The organism is Streptomyces sp. NPDC110618, from assembly GCF_055657065.1.
In genome coordinates this window covers 457364-473701 of the sequence record NZ_JBVKBN010000003.1, presented here as the reverse complement: position 1 = coordinate 473701, position 16338 = coordinate 457364, and the positions used below count along the sequence as shown (strand labels likewise).

The following is a 16338-nucleotide window of genomic DNA, read 5'->3' as shown; positions in this document are numbered from 1 at the left end:
GAACTGCCCCATGGTGCGTTTCCTTCTGTGCCTCATCCATGGGTTGGGACCACATGGATCGGGGGCCCTTCGTGGCGGGCTGAGACAGGCCTTGGTGGAAGGCCCGGCTCAACCTGCCGTCCCTGTTCCCCGAAGCGGCCGGGGCCGCGCAACGGCCCTCAGGCCGCCGCCTCCGTTCGCGCGGGGCGCACGGGCTCCTGCTGGACGACCCGGCGGCGCCGGACCGGCATGCCCATGGTCGGGTTGGCGATGCCCCAGGCCGCGCTCTTGCAGATCAGTTCCTTGTAACGGGCGGCCAGCCGGCCGGTCAGGGCGCGCTCGACGGCCTGGTCGTCGGCGGTGACGAACTGGATCAGGCCCTCCCTGCGGCCGAGCGAGATGCACTGCTGGAAGTACCGGACGGTGTTCTTCGGGAGCTTGCCGCCGGTGAGGCGGGCCGCGATGCTGTCGGCGGCCAGCCAGGCCATCGGGACACCCGAGGCGCAGGACATGCGCAGCGGCTTGTCACCGGGGCCCATGGCCCGGGCGGCGTCGCCCACGGCGTACACGTCCGGGTGCGAGACCGAGCGCATGGTGTCGTCGACGACGATCTGCCCCCGGTCGGTGACCTCCAGGGTGGTCGCGGAAGCGATCGGGTGGACGGCGAAGCCGGTGGTCCAGATCGTGACGGCGGCCGGGACGACCGCACCGTCGGCGGTCTTCACACGGTGCGCGTCCACCGCCGCGATCTCGGTGTTCTCGTGGACCGTGATGCCGAGCCGGTCCACCACCTCGCGCAGGTGGCCGCGGCCCTTCTCGGAGAGCCAGTCGCCGAGGGCGCCACGGGCGGCCAGGGCGACATCGAGGTCGGGACGGGCCTCGGCGATCTCGGTCGCGGCCTCCACGCCGGTCAGGCCGCCGCCGACCACGACCACGGGCTCACCGGCGCCCAGGGAGGCCAGGCGCTCCCGCAGGCGCAGCGCGCCCGGCCTGCTGGCGATCTCGTACGCGTGCTCCGCGGTCCCGGGCACCCCCTGGTCGTTCCAGCCGCTGCCGAGCGCGTAGACGAGGGTGTCGTACGCGAGGACTTCCTCGGCGCCGTCCGCGACGACGGTCACCGACTTCGCGTCCACGTCCACCGCGGTGACCTTCGCGAGCTTGAGCTCCACACCCGTGCCCGCGAACAGTTCGGCGAACGGCCGGGCCTTGAGCTCCTGGCCGGTGGCGAGCTGGTGCATCCGGACGCGCTCGACGAAGTCGGGCTCGGCGTTGACGAGGGTGACGGACACGTCGTCGCGGTGCAGTCGCCGGGCGAGGCGGCCGGCCGCGACAGCTCCGGAGTAGCCGGCGCCGAGGACGACGATGCGGTGCTTCATGTGACTGCTCCTGTCTGGGTCGGTTCACCGCTGTTCTGCGCGGTGTCGCCCCTTGAACCGGGCAGCTCGCCGATTCCTGACAGGATCAGGATGTGAACCACGTCACATCGGGCGGGGAGGGGTGTCAGAGGGTCAGGAGCGGGGGCTCCCGGTGGTCCGTGGCGGCCCACTGCTCGGTGGCGCGGACCAGCTTGTCGGGGTTGACCTGGCTGCGCACCGCCACGATGCCCTCCGGCGTGACCTCCAGGCAGGTGATCCCGACGACCCGGCCCTCGACCACCACGACGATGGCGGGCTCGCCGTTGGCGGTCGTGGCGTAGATCTCGGGAACGCCGCCGACCAGGGCACGCTTGGCCTCGCCCGGTTTGAACAGGCCGCGCAGGAACTTCGCGACCGCGAGCGCGCCCTCGAAGGGCTTCGTACGGGCCGGGATCTTCCCGCCGCCGTCCCCGACGGTGATCGCGTCCTGGGTGAGCAGGCGCACCAGGGGCTCGGTCCGGCCGCTGGTCGCCGCGGCCAGGAACTCCTCCACGATGCGCTTGGCCGCGGCCTCGTCGATCTCGGTGCGCGCCTTGCCGGCCGCGACGTGCTTCTTCCCCCGGTGGAAGATCTGCTGGCTGGCCGCCTCGGTGATGTCCAGGATCTCGGCGATCTCGCGGTGCGAGTAGTCGAACGCCTCCCGCAGCACGTACACCGCGCGCTCATTGGGCGACAGCCGCTCCAGCAGCACGAGGACGGCGTACGACACCGACTCGCGCTGCTCCACTGTGTCGGCCGGGCCGATCATCGGGTCCCCCGCGAGCAGCGGCTCGGGCAGCCACTGGCCGACGTACGTCTCGCGCCGGGCGCGCGCCGAAGTCAGCTGGTTGAGGCAGAGGTTGGTGAGGACCTTGGTGAGCCATGCCTCGGGCACCTCGATCCGCCCGGTGTCCGCCGCCTGCCAGCGCAGGTAGGTCTCCTGCACCGCGTCCTCCGCCTCGCCCGCCGAGCCGAGCAGCCGGTAGGCGATGGCCTCCAGCCGGGGCCGCGCGGCCTCGAACCGGTCCACTGCACTCATGATCGACGGCATGGACGCGATCCTATGCGGCCCCGGGCGCCGAGCACATAGGGACTCCTCGCCGAGGCCGTCGCACCCGCTCCGCCATCGCTCGCCGAGGCCGTCGCACCCGCTCCGCCATTGCTCGCCGAGGCCGTCGCACCCGCTCCGCCCGCGGCCTCAGCTCGGGCGCACCGCCATCTTGTCCAGGGCCTCCAGAAGGCCGGGCAGCTCCGGGCCGCGGCCCACCGGCAGGACCTCACCGGGCTCGTCGTCGAGGAGCACGAACGCGATGTCGTCGGTTCTGGCCACCAGGGACCAGCCGGGGCCGTCGGCGCGCAGGGTGCGGGCCTCGCCCGAGGCGAAGGCGGACCGCACCCGGCCGAGCGGCGGCGGCGATTCGATGTACGCGCGTGCCTCCGCGAGAACCCGCCGGATACCGGCGTGCCCCTCCGGCTTCTCCCCGTCGCCCGAGGCGCCCTCGGACGGCTCCTCACCGGCCTCCTCGCCCTTGGGATTCTCGGGGGCCGGGAAGTCCGCGTCGTCGATCTGCTCCCGCCACGTCGCCCACTGCAGCGCGATCTCGTCCGCGCCCAGCCGGCGCTGCGCCGGGCCCCACGTGGAGGTGTCCGGCGGCGTCAGCAGGGGGCCGTCCGCGATGTCGGGCTCGGGGTCGTGCGGCGGCGGCACGTTGGGGGCGGCCACGGCGACCGCGAGCGGCCAGCCGGGCAGCGCGGCGACCACCGTGCGCTCGTCCGGCGACAGGTCGTACTCCATGCCGCAGTCCCAGGACGCGATGGCGACCGCGACCAGCGAGACGTCGTCGATGACGACCGTCCAACGGGCGCCCTCGCCGTCCTGGCCGAGCACCAGCCCGTAGCCGTCGGCCAGCGGCGCGAGGCCGAGCGCCGCGCACGCCTCGGGGTAGTCGTCGCCCAGCACGCTCGGGAACTTCGCCGGTGTCAGCAGCACCGCCGTCAGCACATAGAGCGCGTCGTCCTCGGCGGCGACGGCGTCCTCGTCCGTCCCGGCCATCCCAGCCTCCCCATCGGTTCGTCCATCGGCGCGCACCCTAGTGCGCTGGGAAGGCCCTTGTCACGACTCCCCACCCCACGCGGAGCTGCAGTTTTCCGGCTGGACGGGGTGAAATCACCCCTCCCGGGGCGACGTGGGTCACGCCGCCGGAAGCCCGAGCAGGTCCCGTGCGACGGTCCGCGGGGACTCGTCGCGCTCGCGCGCGAGGGCGATGACGGCCCGGCACGCCAGCTCGTTCACCCCGAACGACAAGGCCTCCGGTGAGACCCACCCCGCAGCCTCGTCGATGCGCTCCTGGTCGTCCTCCGCGCAGGCCGACACGTACGCGGCGGCGGCCTCGAACAGATTGTGCGTACGTCCGTCCTGCTGGGCGCTCTGTTCCGTGCGCCACGCTTCCCGCATGCGCCCCCAGGACCGTCGGACCCTGCCGAACATGCTGACCACCTTCCCCCTGTGCGGTTGTCATGTCGCGCGCCCATCTCCTGCCGCCCGACGTGGAGTTGCGGCTCCGGGCGACAGCGGAGAACGGCACGCTCACGAGCATCGGGCACTCGTCCGCGGTCCGGTAGTCCCCCTCAGTCCTCCAGGGAGGCGAGGGTCTCGCGCAACCAGCGGGTTTCGGCCCGGGAGGTGGCCCGCGCGATGGTGAGGACGCCGCGCCGGAACGGGTCGTCGAACTCCTCCGCGCTCAGCGGCCGGTCGCCGTCGTAGAAGAAGCTGGCCGGTTCCTCCAGGAAGGCGAGGCGGCGGCGCAGTACGGCCGACTGGGCGGCCGGGTCGTCGAGGTGCCGGAGGAATGCGAGGACTGTGAACCAGCGGTTCTCGTCGGTGATGTCGCGCCGGTGGGGCTCGGCGAGCCGCCGCCGCAGTTCCTGCCTGCCCGCCCCGGTGAGTGTCAGCACATGGCGGGGCGCCGCCACCGCGCCGGGCTCGGTGGCCCGCTCCAGCAGCCCCGCCTTCTCCAGCCGCTTGATCGCCGGGTAGAGCGTGCTCTCCGCGATCGGGCGCACGTGCCCGGTGAGCGCGGTGATGCGCTTGCGCAGCTCGTAGCCGTGCAGGGGGGTGTCGTAGAGGAATCCGAGGATGGCGAGCTCCAGCATGGCCACATCTTCGCGCACCGCGCGGGGTATGCATCGCTCTCGTAATACATCGGTTCCGATGTATTCTCCTCAGGGCGAGGTTGTCGACGGGGAGGGTGCCGCGGTGAAGCAGACGGAATTCGACGGCAAGGGGAGCTGCGTCCGGTGGACGGAGGTACTGGGGGAGGAGCCCGCGCGGGTGTATGTGCACGGGCTGGGGTCGATGTCGTCCGTGTATCACGCGCACATCGCGGCCCGGCCGGAACTCGCGGGGCGGCGCAGCCTGTTCGTCGATCTGCCGGGCCACGGTGTCAGTGACCGGCCCGAGCACTTCGGCTACTCCCTGGAGGACCACGCCGACGTCCTGGCCAAGGTGCTCGACTCGGCGGGACTGACCGGTGCGGAGCTGATCGCGCACAGCATGGGCGGCGCCGTCGCCCTCGTGCTCGCCCACCGACGCCCCGAACTGGTCTCCCGGCTGGTCCTGACCGAGGCCAACCTCGACCCGCTGCCGCCGCCCTCCGCGGGCAGCCGCGAAATCGCCGCCTATGGGGAGGAGGATTTCGTCGTCGACGGCCACGCGCGCGTGCTGGAGGGCGTGGGGCCGCTGTGGGCGGCCACGATGCGCCTGGCCGACCCGCGCGCCCTGCACCGCAGTGCCGTCGGGCTCGTCCGCGGGTCGCGGCCGACGGGGCGGGAGATCCTGGCGGCCCTGCCGGTGGACCGGGTCTACATGCAGGGTGGGCTGAGCGGTGAACTGCCGGGCAGCCGGGAGCTGGAGGCGGCGGGCGTGCGCGTGGTGACGGTGCCCGGTGCCGGCCACAACGTCATGCTCGACGACCCGGACGCCTTCACCGCCGTGGTCGCCGGGACCGTGTGAGTGCTCAGTGCGTGCGTCGGGACCGTCTGAGCGCTCACTCCGCGCGCCGGGAGGCTCCGGTGATCGGTCCGCATGCCGGGAGGGTCCGAGTGGTCAGTCCGCGCGCACGGCGAGCGCCAGGAAGCGGGAGTCCTCGTCGACGTACGACGTCATGCGCCAGCCGGAACCGGCCAGCAGGGGGCGGAGCTTGGGCTCGGCGCGCAGGTCGTCCGGGGTGATCTGCCGCCCCTGGCGGGCCGCGAGGGCCGCCCGGCCGATCGGGTGGAACAGCGCCAGCGTGCCGCCGGGGCGCACCACGCGGGCCAACTCCCGCAGATTCCGGTCCGGATCGGGCAGATGCGCGATCAGCCCCGCCGCGAACACGGCGTCCAGCGACTCCGACCGCAACGGCAGCGCGGCCACGTCGGCGAGCAGCAACCGCCCGTCCCGGTCCCGCCCCGCCCGTACGGCCGCTTCCAACATGGCCGGGGTCAGATCGGCCCCGACGACCACTCCCGACGGTCCCACAGCCGCGCGCAGGGGCGGCAGGGCGCGGCCTGTGCCGCAGCCCGCGTCGAGCACGCGGTCCCCCTCGCGCAGGGCGAGGTCGGCGACGGCCGCCGCGTAGGCGGGACCGTCGTCCGGGAAGCGGGCGTCCCAGTCGGCCGCGCGAGCGGTGAAGAACTCCTGGACGTGTGTGTGGTCGTCGCTCATGTTCGGCATGATCCCTCACCGGCGCGGGTGATGACGTCACCGACAAGGAGGACGCGTCTGCGCGCATGTTCGAGCTGGAGGCGATCGTTCTGCGCGTCTTCCGCGTCATATTCCAACAGCTTTCGAAACGCGCCCCGGTTGTGCGCCCCTGCCGGGACTAGCGTCCCGGGGCCATGGGACACCTGGACCACGCCGCCCTCGGCTGGCTGACCCCCGCGCTGTCGTACGCGATGGCCTGCATCGGCGCCGCCCTGGGGCTGCGCTGCACCGTGCGCGCCCTCGGCGCGACCGGACGCTCGCGCCGGAACTGGCTCGTCACCGCCGCCTCCGCCATCGGCACCGGCATCTGGACCATGCACTTCGTGGCCATGCTGGGCTTCAGCGTCAGCGGCACCGACATCCGCTACGACGTACCGCTCACCATCGCGAGCCTGCTCGTGGCCATGGCCGTGGTCTGCGCCGGTGTCTTCGCCGTCGGCTACAGCCGTGACCGCACCCGCGCGCTCTTCCTCGGCGGGCTCACCACCGGTCTCGGTGTGGCCAGCATGCACTACCTCGGCATGGCGGCGGTCCGTCTGCACGGCGAGGTGAGCTACGACCCGGTCCTCGTCGGGCTGTCGGTCCTGATCGCCGTCGTCGCCGCAACCGCGGCCCTGTGGGCGGCGCTCAACATCAAGTCGCCCGTCGCGGTCACCGTCGCCTCCCTGATCATGGGCGCCGCGGTGAGCAGCATGCACTACACCGGGATGTTCGCGGTCGGCGTGCGGGTCACGCCCGGCGGCGACGTCCTGCCCGGGGCCACGGCGATGCAGTTCATCTTCCCCCTCGCCGTCGGCCTCGGGTCCTACCTGTTCCTGACATCTGCCTTCGTCGCCCTGTCCCCGACGACGGGGGAGCGGGCGGCCTCCGCCTCCGCCCAGCGGCCGGTCGAGAGCGCCGCCCGCTAGCCACGGGCCGCCCCGGCGAACCACATCCGAGCGAGGAGGCCATGCGTACACCCCGTAGGACCACCGCCCCCGGCGCCGAGCCGCCGCCCTCACCGCCCGTGCGCGGCCGCCGAGCGCACGCCGGACCGCCCGCCGACGAAGGACCCGACGACGCCCTCGGAGGCCTGCCGGAGGAGGCGCCCGCGCGGGGAGGCCGCTGGCACCTGCGCCCGCGCACCGTCCGCGCCAAGATCGTCTGCCTGCTGATGGTGCCCGTGGTCTCCCTGCTCGCCCTGTGGGCCTACGCCACCGTCACCACCGCGCAGGACGTGTCCCGGCTGCGGCAGGTCCAGCGCGTCGACGCAGCCATCCGCGGCCCCGTCGCGGACGCCGTCGCCGCCCTCCAGGCCGAACGCACCACCGCGGTGCGCCTCGCCACCGAACCCTCCGCCGCGTCGGACGGCGACTACAAGGAACTCGCCGCGCGCACCGACGCGGCCGTGGCCCGACTGCGACTCGGGGACCGCAGCACCGTCGCCCACGCGGAGGAACTGCCGGCCGGAGTGGCGAGCCGCCTGGAGGAGTTCGTCTCCGGAGCCGAAGAGCTCGGCGCGCTGCGCTCCGACGTCCTCGACGGCCGGACGAAGTGGGACCAGGCCTACGCGCGGTACACCGAGACCATCGCCGCCGCCTTCTCCGTCGGCGGCGCGCTCACCGGCATCCAGGACGCCGCCCTCGGCTCGGACGCGCGCGTGGTGCTCGAATTCTCCCGCGCGGGGGAGGCGTTGGCCCAGGAGGACGCCGTCCTGACCGGCGCACGCCTGGCAGGCCGGCTCGACGGGCAGCGGCTGCGCCTGTTCACCGGGGCCGTAGAGACCCGACGTGCCCTCATCGCATCGGCCGTGGCCGACCTGCGCGGCCCCGAGCGCGCCGCGTGGGAGAAGCTCGCGGCGGGGGACGACTACGCCGCCGTCGGCGCGGCCGAGGACGCGGTCCTGGACGCCGCACCGGGAGCACGCGCCGTGGCCGCCGCGCCCCGGGCCGCCTGGGACCGGTCCCTCGCACAGGTGCGGGACGGGATGCGCGCCATCGAGGCCGACGCGGGCCGCGGCGTCGCCGACCGGGCCGACCCGTTCACCCGGGGACTGCTCACCCCGGCCGGAGCCGCCGTACTGCTCGGCCTCCTCGCCGTCGCCGCCTCCCTGGTGATCTCCGTCCGCATCGGCCGCGGCCTCGTCGTCGAACTGGTCGGCCTGCGCAACAGCGCGCTGGAGATCGCCCGCCGCAAACTCCCCGAGGCCATGCGCAGGCTGCGCGCCGGGGAGGAGATCGACGTCCGCGCCGAGGCCCCGCCCCAGGAACCCGCCGAGGACGAGGCCGGACAGGTCGCCGAGGCCCTGAACACCGTGCACCGCGCCGCCCTCAGGGCCGCCGTGGAGCGCGCCGAACTCGCCAGCGGCATCTCCGGGGTCTTCGTCAACCTCGCCCGCCGCAGCCAGGTCCTGGTACACCGTCAGCTCAGCCTGCTGGACAGCATGGAGCGCCGCTCCGACGACCCCAACGAACTGAGCGACCTGTTCCGGCTCGACCACCTCACCACCCGAATGCGCCGCCACGCGGAGAGCCTGATCATCCTCTCCGGCGCGGCACCGGGACGCGCCTGGCGGATGCCGGTCTCCCTGACCAACGTGGTCCGTGCGGCGGTCTCCGAGGTCGAGGACTACGCGCGCGTGGAGGTACGGCAGCTCCCCGAGGCCGCCGTGGTGGGCACGGCCGTCGCCGACCTCACCCACCTGCTGGCCGAACTCGTCGAGAACGCCGCCCAGTTCTCACCGCCCCACACGCGCGTGCGCGTCACCGGCGAGCCCGTCGGGAACGGATACGCCGTCGAGGTCGAGGACCGCGGACTCGGCATGGGCAAGGAGACCCTCGCCGAGGCCAACCGTCGTATCGAGCAGTCCGAGGCGCTCGATCTGTTCGACAGCGACCGGCTCGGCCTGTTCGTGGTCAGCAGGCTCGCCGCCCGGCACGGCATCAAGGTGCACCTGCGCACGTCGCCGTACGGCGGCACCACCGCGGTCGTCCTGCTGCCCACCGCCCTGCTGCAGAGCGGTGCCGTGGAACGCTCCCCGCGCCAGGAGGCCGAGGCGCCCCGGCCCGCCGAACGCGAGTACGCGCGCGTACCCGGCGGAACCCCGCGCCCGCACCAGGAACCGGTCGAGGCCCCGGCGGACCGGCCCGCGCTGGTGCCCCCCGCGCCGGTGGCCGCCGATCCGCCGACGCCTCCCGGCGTCACCGCCCTGCGCCTCCACCGCACACCGGACGAGCCCGACGACTCCGACAGCTCCGAAGACCTCCCGCGCCGGGTCCGGCAGGCGAACCTCGCCCCCCAACTGCGCCAGGCGCCGGCGGCGGAGCAGACCCCGGCCGCCCCCGCGGACGACGAGCGCACGCCCGAACTCGTCCGGGACCGCATGGCGGCCTACCGCGCCGGCTGGACGCGCGGCGGCGGACGGCAGCCCGGCCGTGGCACCGCCCCGCATTCCCCCGTGCGCAGCGACAGCAGCGAAGGAGACCGCACATGACCCAGGACCCCGGCACCAGGGACGGCGTGGGGGTCCCCCCGCGCGAGCGAAGCCGAGAGTGGGGGAGGTCCGGTGAACTCGACTGGCTGCTGGACGACCTGGTCCTGCGCGTGCACGAGGTGCGCCACGCGGTGGTGCTCTCCAACGACGGGCTCGCCGTGGGCGCGTCCAGCGACCTGCGCCGCGAGGACGCCGAGCATCTCGCGGCGGTCGCCTCCGGCTTCCACAGCCTGGCCAAGGGCGCGGGACGGCACTTCGGGGCCGGCGGGGTGCGCCAGACCATGGTGGAGATGGACGACGGCTTCCTGTTCGTGGCCGCCGCCGGTGACGGTTCCTGCCTGGCCGTCCTCACCGCCGTGACCGCCGACATCGGGCTCGTGGCGTACGAGATGGCCCGTCTGGTGAAACGTGTCGGCGAGCACTTCTACGCCCCGCCGCGGGCCACCGCGCGGCCGCCCGCGGCGGGCTGAGCCGAGAAGACGGACCTCAACCATGACCGAAGACCTCAGGGGCGGCTCGCGCGAGCAGGGCATCCAGTGGTACGACCACGAGGCCGGGCCTCTCGTCCGCCCCTACGCCATGACCGGCGGCCGCACCAAGCCGGGCCCCGCCGGAGTCCGCTTCGACCTGATCGCGCTGGTCACCCTCGACACGGGCGCGCTCGGCGCCGTCGACGACGCGGCGCTCGGACCGGAGCACCGCACCCTGGTCGAACTGTGCCGCCCGGAGACCCAGTCGGTGGCCGAACTCGCCGCGGGCGCCGATCTGCCGGTCGGCGTCGTCCGGGTGCTGCTCGGCGACCTCCTGGAACTGGGCTGCGTCACCGTCAGCCGTCCCGTCCCGCCCGCGCAGCTTCCTGACGAACGGATTCTGCGCGAAGTGATCGAAGGGTTGCGGGCGCTGTAGATGACAGTTCAGAAAACGGCAAAAACCAGACGAACCCTCCGGGGCGAGACCGCAGTTGTCATCATGCTGACTTCGCACATACGCGCAACGGTCGCACGGGCACGTCATATGACCGTGCGGCACACCCCCGACGGCGCCGACCGTTGCCGGCACTCCCGAGAGAAGTGATCGATGGCCTCCGAGGACCTGGGTGGCGAGACAGCCGCCCTCGCGTTGAAGATCCTGGTCGCCGGTGGATTCGGCGTGGGCAAGACCACCCTGGTGGGCGCGGTCAGTGAGATCAAGCCGTTGCGCACGGAGGAACTGCTCAGCGAGGCCGGTCAGTGGGTGGACGACACCGACGGGGTGGACCAGAAGGTCACGACCACCGTGGCCATGGACTTCGGACGCATCACCATCCGCTCCGGCCTCTCCCTCTATCTGTTCGGCACACCCGGCCAGGACCGCTTCTGGTTCCTGTGGGACGAACTGTCCCAGGGAGCCCTCGGCGCGGTCGTCCTCGCCGACACCCGGCGCCTGGAGGACTGCTTCCCGGCTGTGGACTACTTCGAGCACCGGCACATCCCCTTCGTGGTGGCCGTCAACTGCTTCCCCGGCGCCCGCACCTACGGCGCCCAGGACGTCTCCCGAGCCCTCGACCTCGACAAGGGGACACCCGTCGTGCTCTGCGACGCCCGGGAACGCGACTCGGGCAAGGAAGTGCTCATCCGGCTCGTCGAATACGCCGGACGCATGCACACCGCCCGGCTGCTCGACTCCGTGGGCTGAACCGACACCCGCCCGTCGGCCGCGGGATGCGGGGACTTCGGTCAACTTCGGTGGCTCGCCCCGTTCTCCTTGCTCTGGGCACGACTTGTCCGGAAGGCTGGCGAGCGGATCCTCCCCCGGCCCGGGGGAGATGTCGCACGGGGAGACGGGACATGGCGCAGAACCAGGGACTGGGCTGGCTGCTGGACGACCTGACGGAACGGGTGGAGCATGTGCGGCACGCACTGGTCCTGTCCAACGACGGTTTGGTGACGGGCGCGAGCACCGGGCTGCGCCGCGAGGACGCGGAGCACCTGGCCGCGGTCTCCTCGGGCCTGCACAGCCTCGCGAAGGGCTCCGGCCACCACTTCGGCGCGGGCCGAGTACGCCAGACGATGGTCGAGTTCGACGACGCCGTGCTGTTCGTGACCGCGGCGGGCAGCGGCAGCTGCCTGTGCGTCCTCAGCGGCGCCGAGGCCGACATCGGACAGATCGGCTACGAGATGACCCTGCTCGTCAACCGGGTCGGCGAGCACCTCGGAGTGGACCCGCGCAAGCCCGAGGGAAATTCCGGGGAAGAGTTCTGACCTGCTGTTTTCCGCTCCCTCGCAGAGTTATCCACAGGCTCGCCACGGGTTCCGCCGGATTGGTTACCTTTCTGTCACGGCTCACGAACACAGCGTGAGCACCGACTCCACGGGGGAGACCATGACCGGATCCACCATCACCCAGCCACGCCGCACCTCCCGCACGCCCGGCCACGCGGCCCGCGAACTGGGACTGCGGCGACGCGAGTTCGACCTCGCCGTCCACCTCGGACTCATCCGCACCGTGCCGGACGAAGGAGGCGGCGGCACCCGCCGGGTCCCGCGCGACGAGATCGAGCGGGTGCGCGCGACGGAGGGATTCCCCGACTCCCTGCTGGACCGCGTGTGGACCGTCGGCACCACCGAGGGCGCCAACCTGATGCAGGTGCCGCCCGGCCGCTTCACCCGCCTCGCCCGACTGGGCCTGGTGGTGCCCGTGTCCTTCTACCTCAACCGCTACCGGGCCGTCGTCTGGATGTATCTGGCCGAGGAACTGCGGCAGTTCGCGGCCGACGAGAAGAACACCCCGCTGCTGAAGGCACGCACGCCCGAAGGCCTGCGCGATCAGCTCGCCGGGGGCCTGGACCTGCGCGCCCGCAACTGGCGCGGACGCCATCTGGGCTTCCTGCTGCGCCAGAACGACGACCCGTGGCAGCGGGCCGGAGCCGTCGCGGCCTTCCTCGACCCGGTGCAGATCGCGGAGATCGTCCCCGACCCCTACGAACGCTCCCATCTGAACCGCTTCCGGCCCGGTCCGCCCGCGCACGGAGCACCCGGCTCCCCGGCCGCCCGCATCTGCGAGCAGATCATGACGGCGGATCACGCGGACGAGATCGGATGGCTGCGGGCCGACCTCGCCCGGGCCGTCGACGAGGCCCGTACTGAACGGCCGGCACCGCGGCCGAAGCCGCTCGCGCACAGGCCGACGGTTCCGGAACCGGACGAACCCCGGCCGACCCACCGTCTGTTCGGCTGGCTGCGCCGCAGAAGCGGATGACCCGCGCCCGCGGATGACTCGTACAGGCGGCTGAACTACAGCGCCCGGAACAGACCCTCCTGGACGACCGACACCAGCAGCCGCCCATTACGGTCGTAGATCCGCCCGCGGGCCAGACCTCTCCCGCCCGTGGCGATCGGCGACTCCTGGTCGTACAGGAACCACTCGTCCGCGCGGAACGGCCGGTGGAACCACATCGCGTGGTCCAGCGACGCCATGTCGAAACCGCGCGGACCCCACAGCGGCTCCACCGGGATGCGCACGGCGTCCAGGAGGGTCATGTCACTGGCGTACGTCAGCGCGCAGGTGTGCACCCACGGGTCGTCGCCGAGCGGGCCCACGGCACGCATCCACACCGCGCTGCGCGGCTCGGCGTCCTTGACGTCCGCGGGCGTCCAGCGCAGCCGGTCCACATAGCGGATGTCGAAGGGCTGGCGGCGCGCCATCCGCTCCAACTGCTCCGGCAGCGCGCCCAGATGCTCCCGGATCTCCTCGACGACCGTCGGCAGCGACTCCGGGTCCGGCACCTCGCGGGCCGGCGGCAGCTGGTGCTCGAAACTCCCCTGTTCAGGCTTGTGAAAGGAGGCGGTGAGATTGAAGATCGTGCGGCCCTGCTGCACGGCGGTGACCCGGCGGGTCGTGAACGACCGCCCGTCCCGCACCCGTTCGACCTGGTACACGATCGGCACCCCCGGGCGGCCCGGGCGCAGGAAGTACGCGTGCAGCGAGTGCACCGGCCGGTCTCCGTCCGTGGTGCGGCCCGCTGCGACCAGCGCCTGGCCGGCCACCTGGCCCCCGAAGACCCGCTGCAAGGACTCGTTCGGGCTGCGGCCCCGGAAGATGTTGACCTCGATCTGCTCCAAATCGAGCAGGTCGACAAGCCTCTCGGCCGGATTCGTCGTCATGTCTGGCATTCTCCCGTGCTCACAACTGGCCCACGTCGGTGACCCGGACCACCGCGCGGCCCTCCGCGTCGGAAGCCGTCAGGTCGACCTCCGCGCTGATGCCCCAGTCGTGGTCGCCGTTGGGGTCGTCGAAGATCTGCCTCACCCGCCACAGCCGGTTCTCCGGCTCCTCCTCGATGACCAGCAGCTTCGGGCCGCGCGCGTTGGGGCCGGTACCGAGGTCGTCGTACTCGTCCCAGTACTTGTCCATCGCCTCGCCCCAGGCCTCCGCATCCCAGCCCGCCTCGGCGTCCATCTCGCCCAGCTCCTCGACCTGGTCGAGCGCTGCCAGCTCGACCCGGCGGAAGAGGGCGTTGCGGACCAGGACGCGGAAGGCACGCGCGTTGGTGGTGACCGGCTTGACCTCGTCGGCCTTCTCCTGGGCCTCCTCGGCGGTCATCTCCTCCGGGTTGGCGAGCTGCTCCCACTCGTCCAGCAGGCTGGAGTCGACCTGGCGGACCGTCTCGCCCAGCCACTCGATCAGGTCCTGCAGGTCCTCGGACTTCAGGTCGTCCGGGATGTTGTGGTCCAGGGCCTTGTAGGCGCTGGCCAGGTAGCGCAGCACGATGCCCTCGGTGCGGGCCAGCTCGTAGAAGGACACCAACTCCGTGAAGGACAGCGCCCGCTCGTACATGTCCCGGACCACGGACTTCGGCGACAGCGGGTGGTCACCGACCCAGGGGTGGCTCTTGCGGTACGTGTTGTAAGCGTGGAAGAGCAGTTCCTCCAGGGGCTTGGGGTAGGTGATGTCCTGGAGGCGCTCCATGCGCTCCTCGTACTCGACCCCGTCGGCCTTCATCGCGGCGACGGCCTCGCCCTTGGCCTTGTTCTGCTGGGCGACCAGGATCTGCCGCGGATCGTCCAGCGTGGACTCCACCACGGACACCATGTCCAGGGCGTAGGACGGCGACTCGGGGTCCAGCAGCTCGAACGCGGCCAGCGCGAAGGTGGACAGCGGCTGGTTCAGCGCGAAGTCCTGCTGCAGGTCGACGGTGAGCCGCACGATCCGGCCCTCGGCGTCCGGCTCGTCGAGCTTCTCCACGATGCCGCCGTCCAGCAGCGACCGGTAGATGGCGATGGCTCGCCGGATGTGCCGCAGTTGCTGCTTGCGGGGCTCGTGGTTGTCCTCCAGCAGATGCCGCATCGCCTCGAAGGCGTTGCCGGGCCGGGCGATCACCGACAGCAGCATGGTGTGCGTGACCCGGAACCGGGACGTCAGCGGCTCCGGCTCGGAGGCGATCAGCTTCTCGAAGGTGTTCTCCGTCCACCCGACGAACCCTTCGGGAGCCTTCTTGCGGACGACCTTGCGCCGCTTCTTCGGGTCGTCGCCGGCCTTGGCGAGCGCCTTCTCGTTCTCGATGACGTGCTCGGGCGCCTGAGCGACCACGAAGCCAGCCGTGTCGAAGCCCGCCCGTCCGGCCCGGCCCGCGATCTGGTGGAACTCACGGGCGCGCAGCGTACGGACGCGGTTGCCGTCGTACTTGGTCAGCGCCGTGAACAGCACCGTGCGAATGGGCACGTTGACGCCCACGCCCAGGGTGTCGGTGCCGCAGATGACCTTCAGCAGACCGGCCTGCGCGAGCTTCTCCACCAGCCGGCGGTACTTGGGCAGCATGCCCGCGTGATGGACACCGATGCCGTGCCGCACGTAACGGGAGAGGTTGCGGCCGAACTTGGTGGTGAAGCGGAAGTTGCCGATCAGCTCGGCGATCTGGTCCTTCTCCTCGCGCGAGCACATGTTGATGCTCATCAGGGCCTGCGCCCGCTCCACGGCCTGCGCCTGCGTGAAGTGCACGATGTAGACCGGCGCCTGCTTGGTCTCCAGCAGTTCGGTCAGTGTCTCGGTGAGCGGGGTCAGGCGGTACTCGTAGGACAGCGGCACCGGGCGGGTGGCCGAGCGGACCACGGCGGTGGGGCGGCCGGTGCGCCGGGTGAGGTCCTTCTCGAACATCGAGACATCGCCGAGCGTGGCCGACATCAGGACGAACTGCGCCTGCGGCAGTTCGAGGATCGGGATCTGCCAGGCCCAGCCCCGGTCGGCCTCCGCGTAGAAGTGGAACTCGTCCATGACGACCTGGCCGACGTCGGCGTGCTTGCCGTCGCGCAGCGCGATCGAGGCCAGCACCTCGGCGGTGCAGCAGATGACCGGGGCGTCGGCGTTGACGGAGGCGTCGCCGGTGAGCATGCCGACGTTCTCGGTGCCGAACAGCTTGCACAGTTCGAAGAACTTCTCCGACACCAGCGCCTTGATGGGGGCCGTGTAGAAGGTGACCTCGTCCCGGGCCAGCGCGGCGAAGTGGGCACCCGCCGCGATCATGCTCTTTCCGGAGCCCGTGGGTGTCGACACGATGACATTCGCGCCGGACACCACCTCGATCAGCGCCTCCTCCTGGTGGGGGTAGAGGGTGAGCCCCCGCTCCTGTGCCCACGACTCGAAGGCTTCGTAGAGGGCGTCGGGGTCGGCGGTCGGCGGCAGCTGATCGATGAGGGTCACCCACCCATCTTGCCTGCCGAGGGGCCTGACCGGGGAATCGGCTGCCGGACCGAAGATCGTGACCGCTACGCTGT

At 72.1% G+C, this 16338-nt stretch carries 16 protein-coding genes; 8 read left to right on the top strand and 8 right to left on the bottom strand.

Annotation, left to right across the window (positions count from 1 at the left end; translation table 11 throughout):
- Positions 1 to 158: 158 nt before the first annotated feature.
- The 5 genes from ACZ7L7_RS08640 to ACZ7L7_RS08620 all read right to left on the bottom strand — a co-directional run bounded on the left by ACZ7L7_RS08640 (position 159) and on the right by ACZ7L7_RS08620 (position 4526).
- A complete protein-coding gene (locus ACZ7L7_RS08640; protein ID WP_453602534.1) occupies positions 159 to 1355 on the bottom strand; it encodes an NAD(P)/FAD-dependent oxidoreductase in 1197 nt (398 codons plus the stop codon).
- Positions 1356 to 1479: 124 nt separating this feature from the next.
- A complete protein-coding gene (sigJ, locus tag ACZ7L7_RS08635) occupies positions 1480 to 2424 on the bottom strand; it encodes an RNA polymerase sigma factor SigJ (RefSeq protein WP_453602536.1) in 945 nt (314 codons plus the stop codon).
- A gap of 147 nt (positions 2425 to 2571) precedes the next feature.
- Positions 2572 to 3426 carry a hypothetical protein gene (locus tag ACZ7L7_RS08630; protein ID WP_285512417.1) on the bottom strand — a complete coding sequence of 285 codons (855 nt, stop codon included), beginning with the start codon at positions 3424 to 3426 and terminating at the stop codon, positions 2572 to 2574.
- Between the two features lie 138 nt (positions 3427 to 3564).
- Positions 3565 to 3861 carry a hypothetical protein gene (locus ACZ7L7_RS08625; RefSeq protein ID WP_285512416.1) on the bottom strand — a complete coding sequence of 99 codons (297 nt, stop codon included), beginning with the start codon at positions 3859 to 3861 and terminating at the stop codon, positions 3565 to 3567.
- A 140-nt stretch (positions 3862 to 4001) separates the two neighbouring features.
- Positions 4002 to 4526, bottom strand: coding sequence for a PadR family transcriptional regulator (locus ACZ7L7_RS08620; RefSeq protein WP_285512415.1), 525 nt, complete (start codon positions 4524 to 4526; stop codon positions 4002 to 4004).
- 103 nt (positions 4527 to 4629) lie between these two features.
- On the opposite strand from ACZ7L7_RS08620, the gene ACZ7L7_RS08615 reads away from it, so the two are divergent.
- Entirely contained in the window at positions 4630 to 5385 is a 756-nt protein-coding gene (locus ACZ7L7_RS08615; RefSeq protein ID WP_472075353.1) for an alpha/beta fold hydrolase, read from the top strand.
- Positions 5386 to 5478: 93 nt separating this feature from the next.
- On the opposite strand, the gene ACZ7L7_RS08610 is transcribed toward ACZ7L7_RS08615, so the two are convergent.
- Complete coding sequence (locus tag ACZ7L7_RS08610; RefSeq protein ID WP_285512413.1) at positions 5479 to 6078, bottom strand: class I SAM-dependent methyltransferase; 600 nt, start codon at positions 6076 to 6078, stop codon at positions 5479 to 5481.
- A gap of 173 nt (positions 6079 to 6251) precedes the next feature.
- Here ACZ7L7_RS08610 and ACZ7L7_RS08605 point away from each other — a divergent pair, with 173 nt between their 5' ends.
- The 7 genes from ACZ7L7_RS08605 (at position 6252) to ACZ7L7_RS08575 (ending at position 12826) form a co-directional block, all read left to right on the top strand.
- On the top strand, positions 6252 to 7025 hold the full coding sequence (locus ACZ7L7_RS08605) for an MHYT domain-containing protein (RefSeq protein ID WP_285512412.1): 774 nt from the start codon (positions 6252 to 6254) through the stop codon (positions 7023 to 7025).
- A 41-nt stretch (positions 7026 to 7066) separates the two neighbouring features.
- A complete protein-coding gene (locus ACZ7L7_RS08600) occupies positions 7067 to 9589 on the top strand; it encodes a sensor histidine kinase (protein ID WP_453602540.1) in 2523 nt (840 codons plus the stop codon).
- Positions 9586 to 10059, top strand: a complete 474-nt coding sequence (locus tag ACZ7L7_RS08595; protein ID WP_285512410.1) for a roadblock/LC7 domain-containing protein — start codon at positions 9586 to 9588, stop codon at positions 10057 to 10059. The genes ACZ7L7_RS08600 and ACZ7L7_RS08595 overlap by 4 nt, the downstream gene beginning before the upstream one ends.
- Before the next feature lie 22 nt (positions 10060 to 10081).
- Entirely contained in the window at positions 10082 to 10495 is a 414-nt protein-coding gene (locus ACZ7L7_RS08590) for a DUF742 domain-containing protein (protein WP_285512409.1), read from the top strand.
- 171 nt (positions 10496 to 10666) lie between these two features.
- A complete protein-coding gene (locus ACZ7L7_RS08585) occupies positions 10667 to 11263 on the top strand; it encodes a GTP-binding protein (RefSeq protein WP_285512408.1) in 597 nt (198 codons plus the stop codon).
- Between the two features lie 152 nt (positions 11264 to 11415).
- Positions 11416 to 11829 carry a roadblock/LC7 domain-containing protein gene (locus ACZ7L7_RS08580; RefSeq protein WP_285512407.1) on the top strand — a complete coding sequence of 138 codons (414 nt, stop codon included), beginning with the start codon at positions 11416 to 11418 and terminating at the stop codon, positions 11827 to 11829.
- A gap of 121 nt (positions 11830 to 11950) precedes the next feature.
- Entirely contained in the window at positions 11951 to 12826 is an 876-nt protein-coding gene (locus ACZ7L7_RS08575) for a DUF6397 family protein (protein ID WP_453602604.1), read from the top strand.
- Between the two features lie 35 nt (positions 12827 to 12861).
- On the opposite strand, the gene ACZ7L7_RS08570 is transcribed toward ACZ7L7_RS08575, so the two are convergent.
- Both ACZ7L7_RS08570 and ACZ7L7_RS08565 read right to left on the bottom strand, forming a co-directional pair.
- Positions 12862 to 13731, bottom strand: a complete 870-nt coding sequence (locus ACZ7L7_RS08570; RefSeq protein WP_471430073.1) for an acyl-CoA thioesterase — start codon at positions 13729 to 13731, stop codon at positions 12862 to 12864.
- A 19-nt stretch (positions 13732 to 13750) separates the two neighbouring features.
- Positions 13751 to 16264 (bottom strand): DEAD/DEAH box helicase, encoded by a 2514-nt coding sequence (locus tag ACZ7L7_RS08565; protein ID WP_285512405.1) that lies wholly within the window; start codon positions 16262 to 16264, stop codon positions 13751 to 13753.
- Positions 16265 to 16338: the final 74 nt, after the last annotated feature.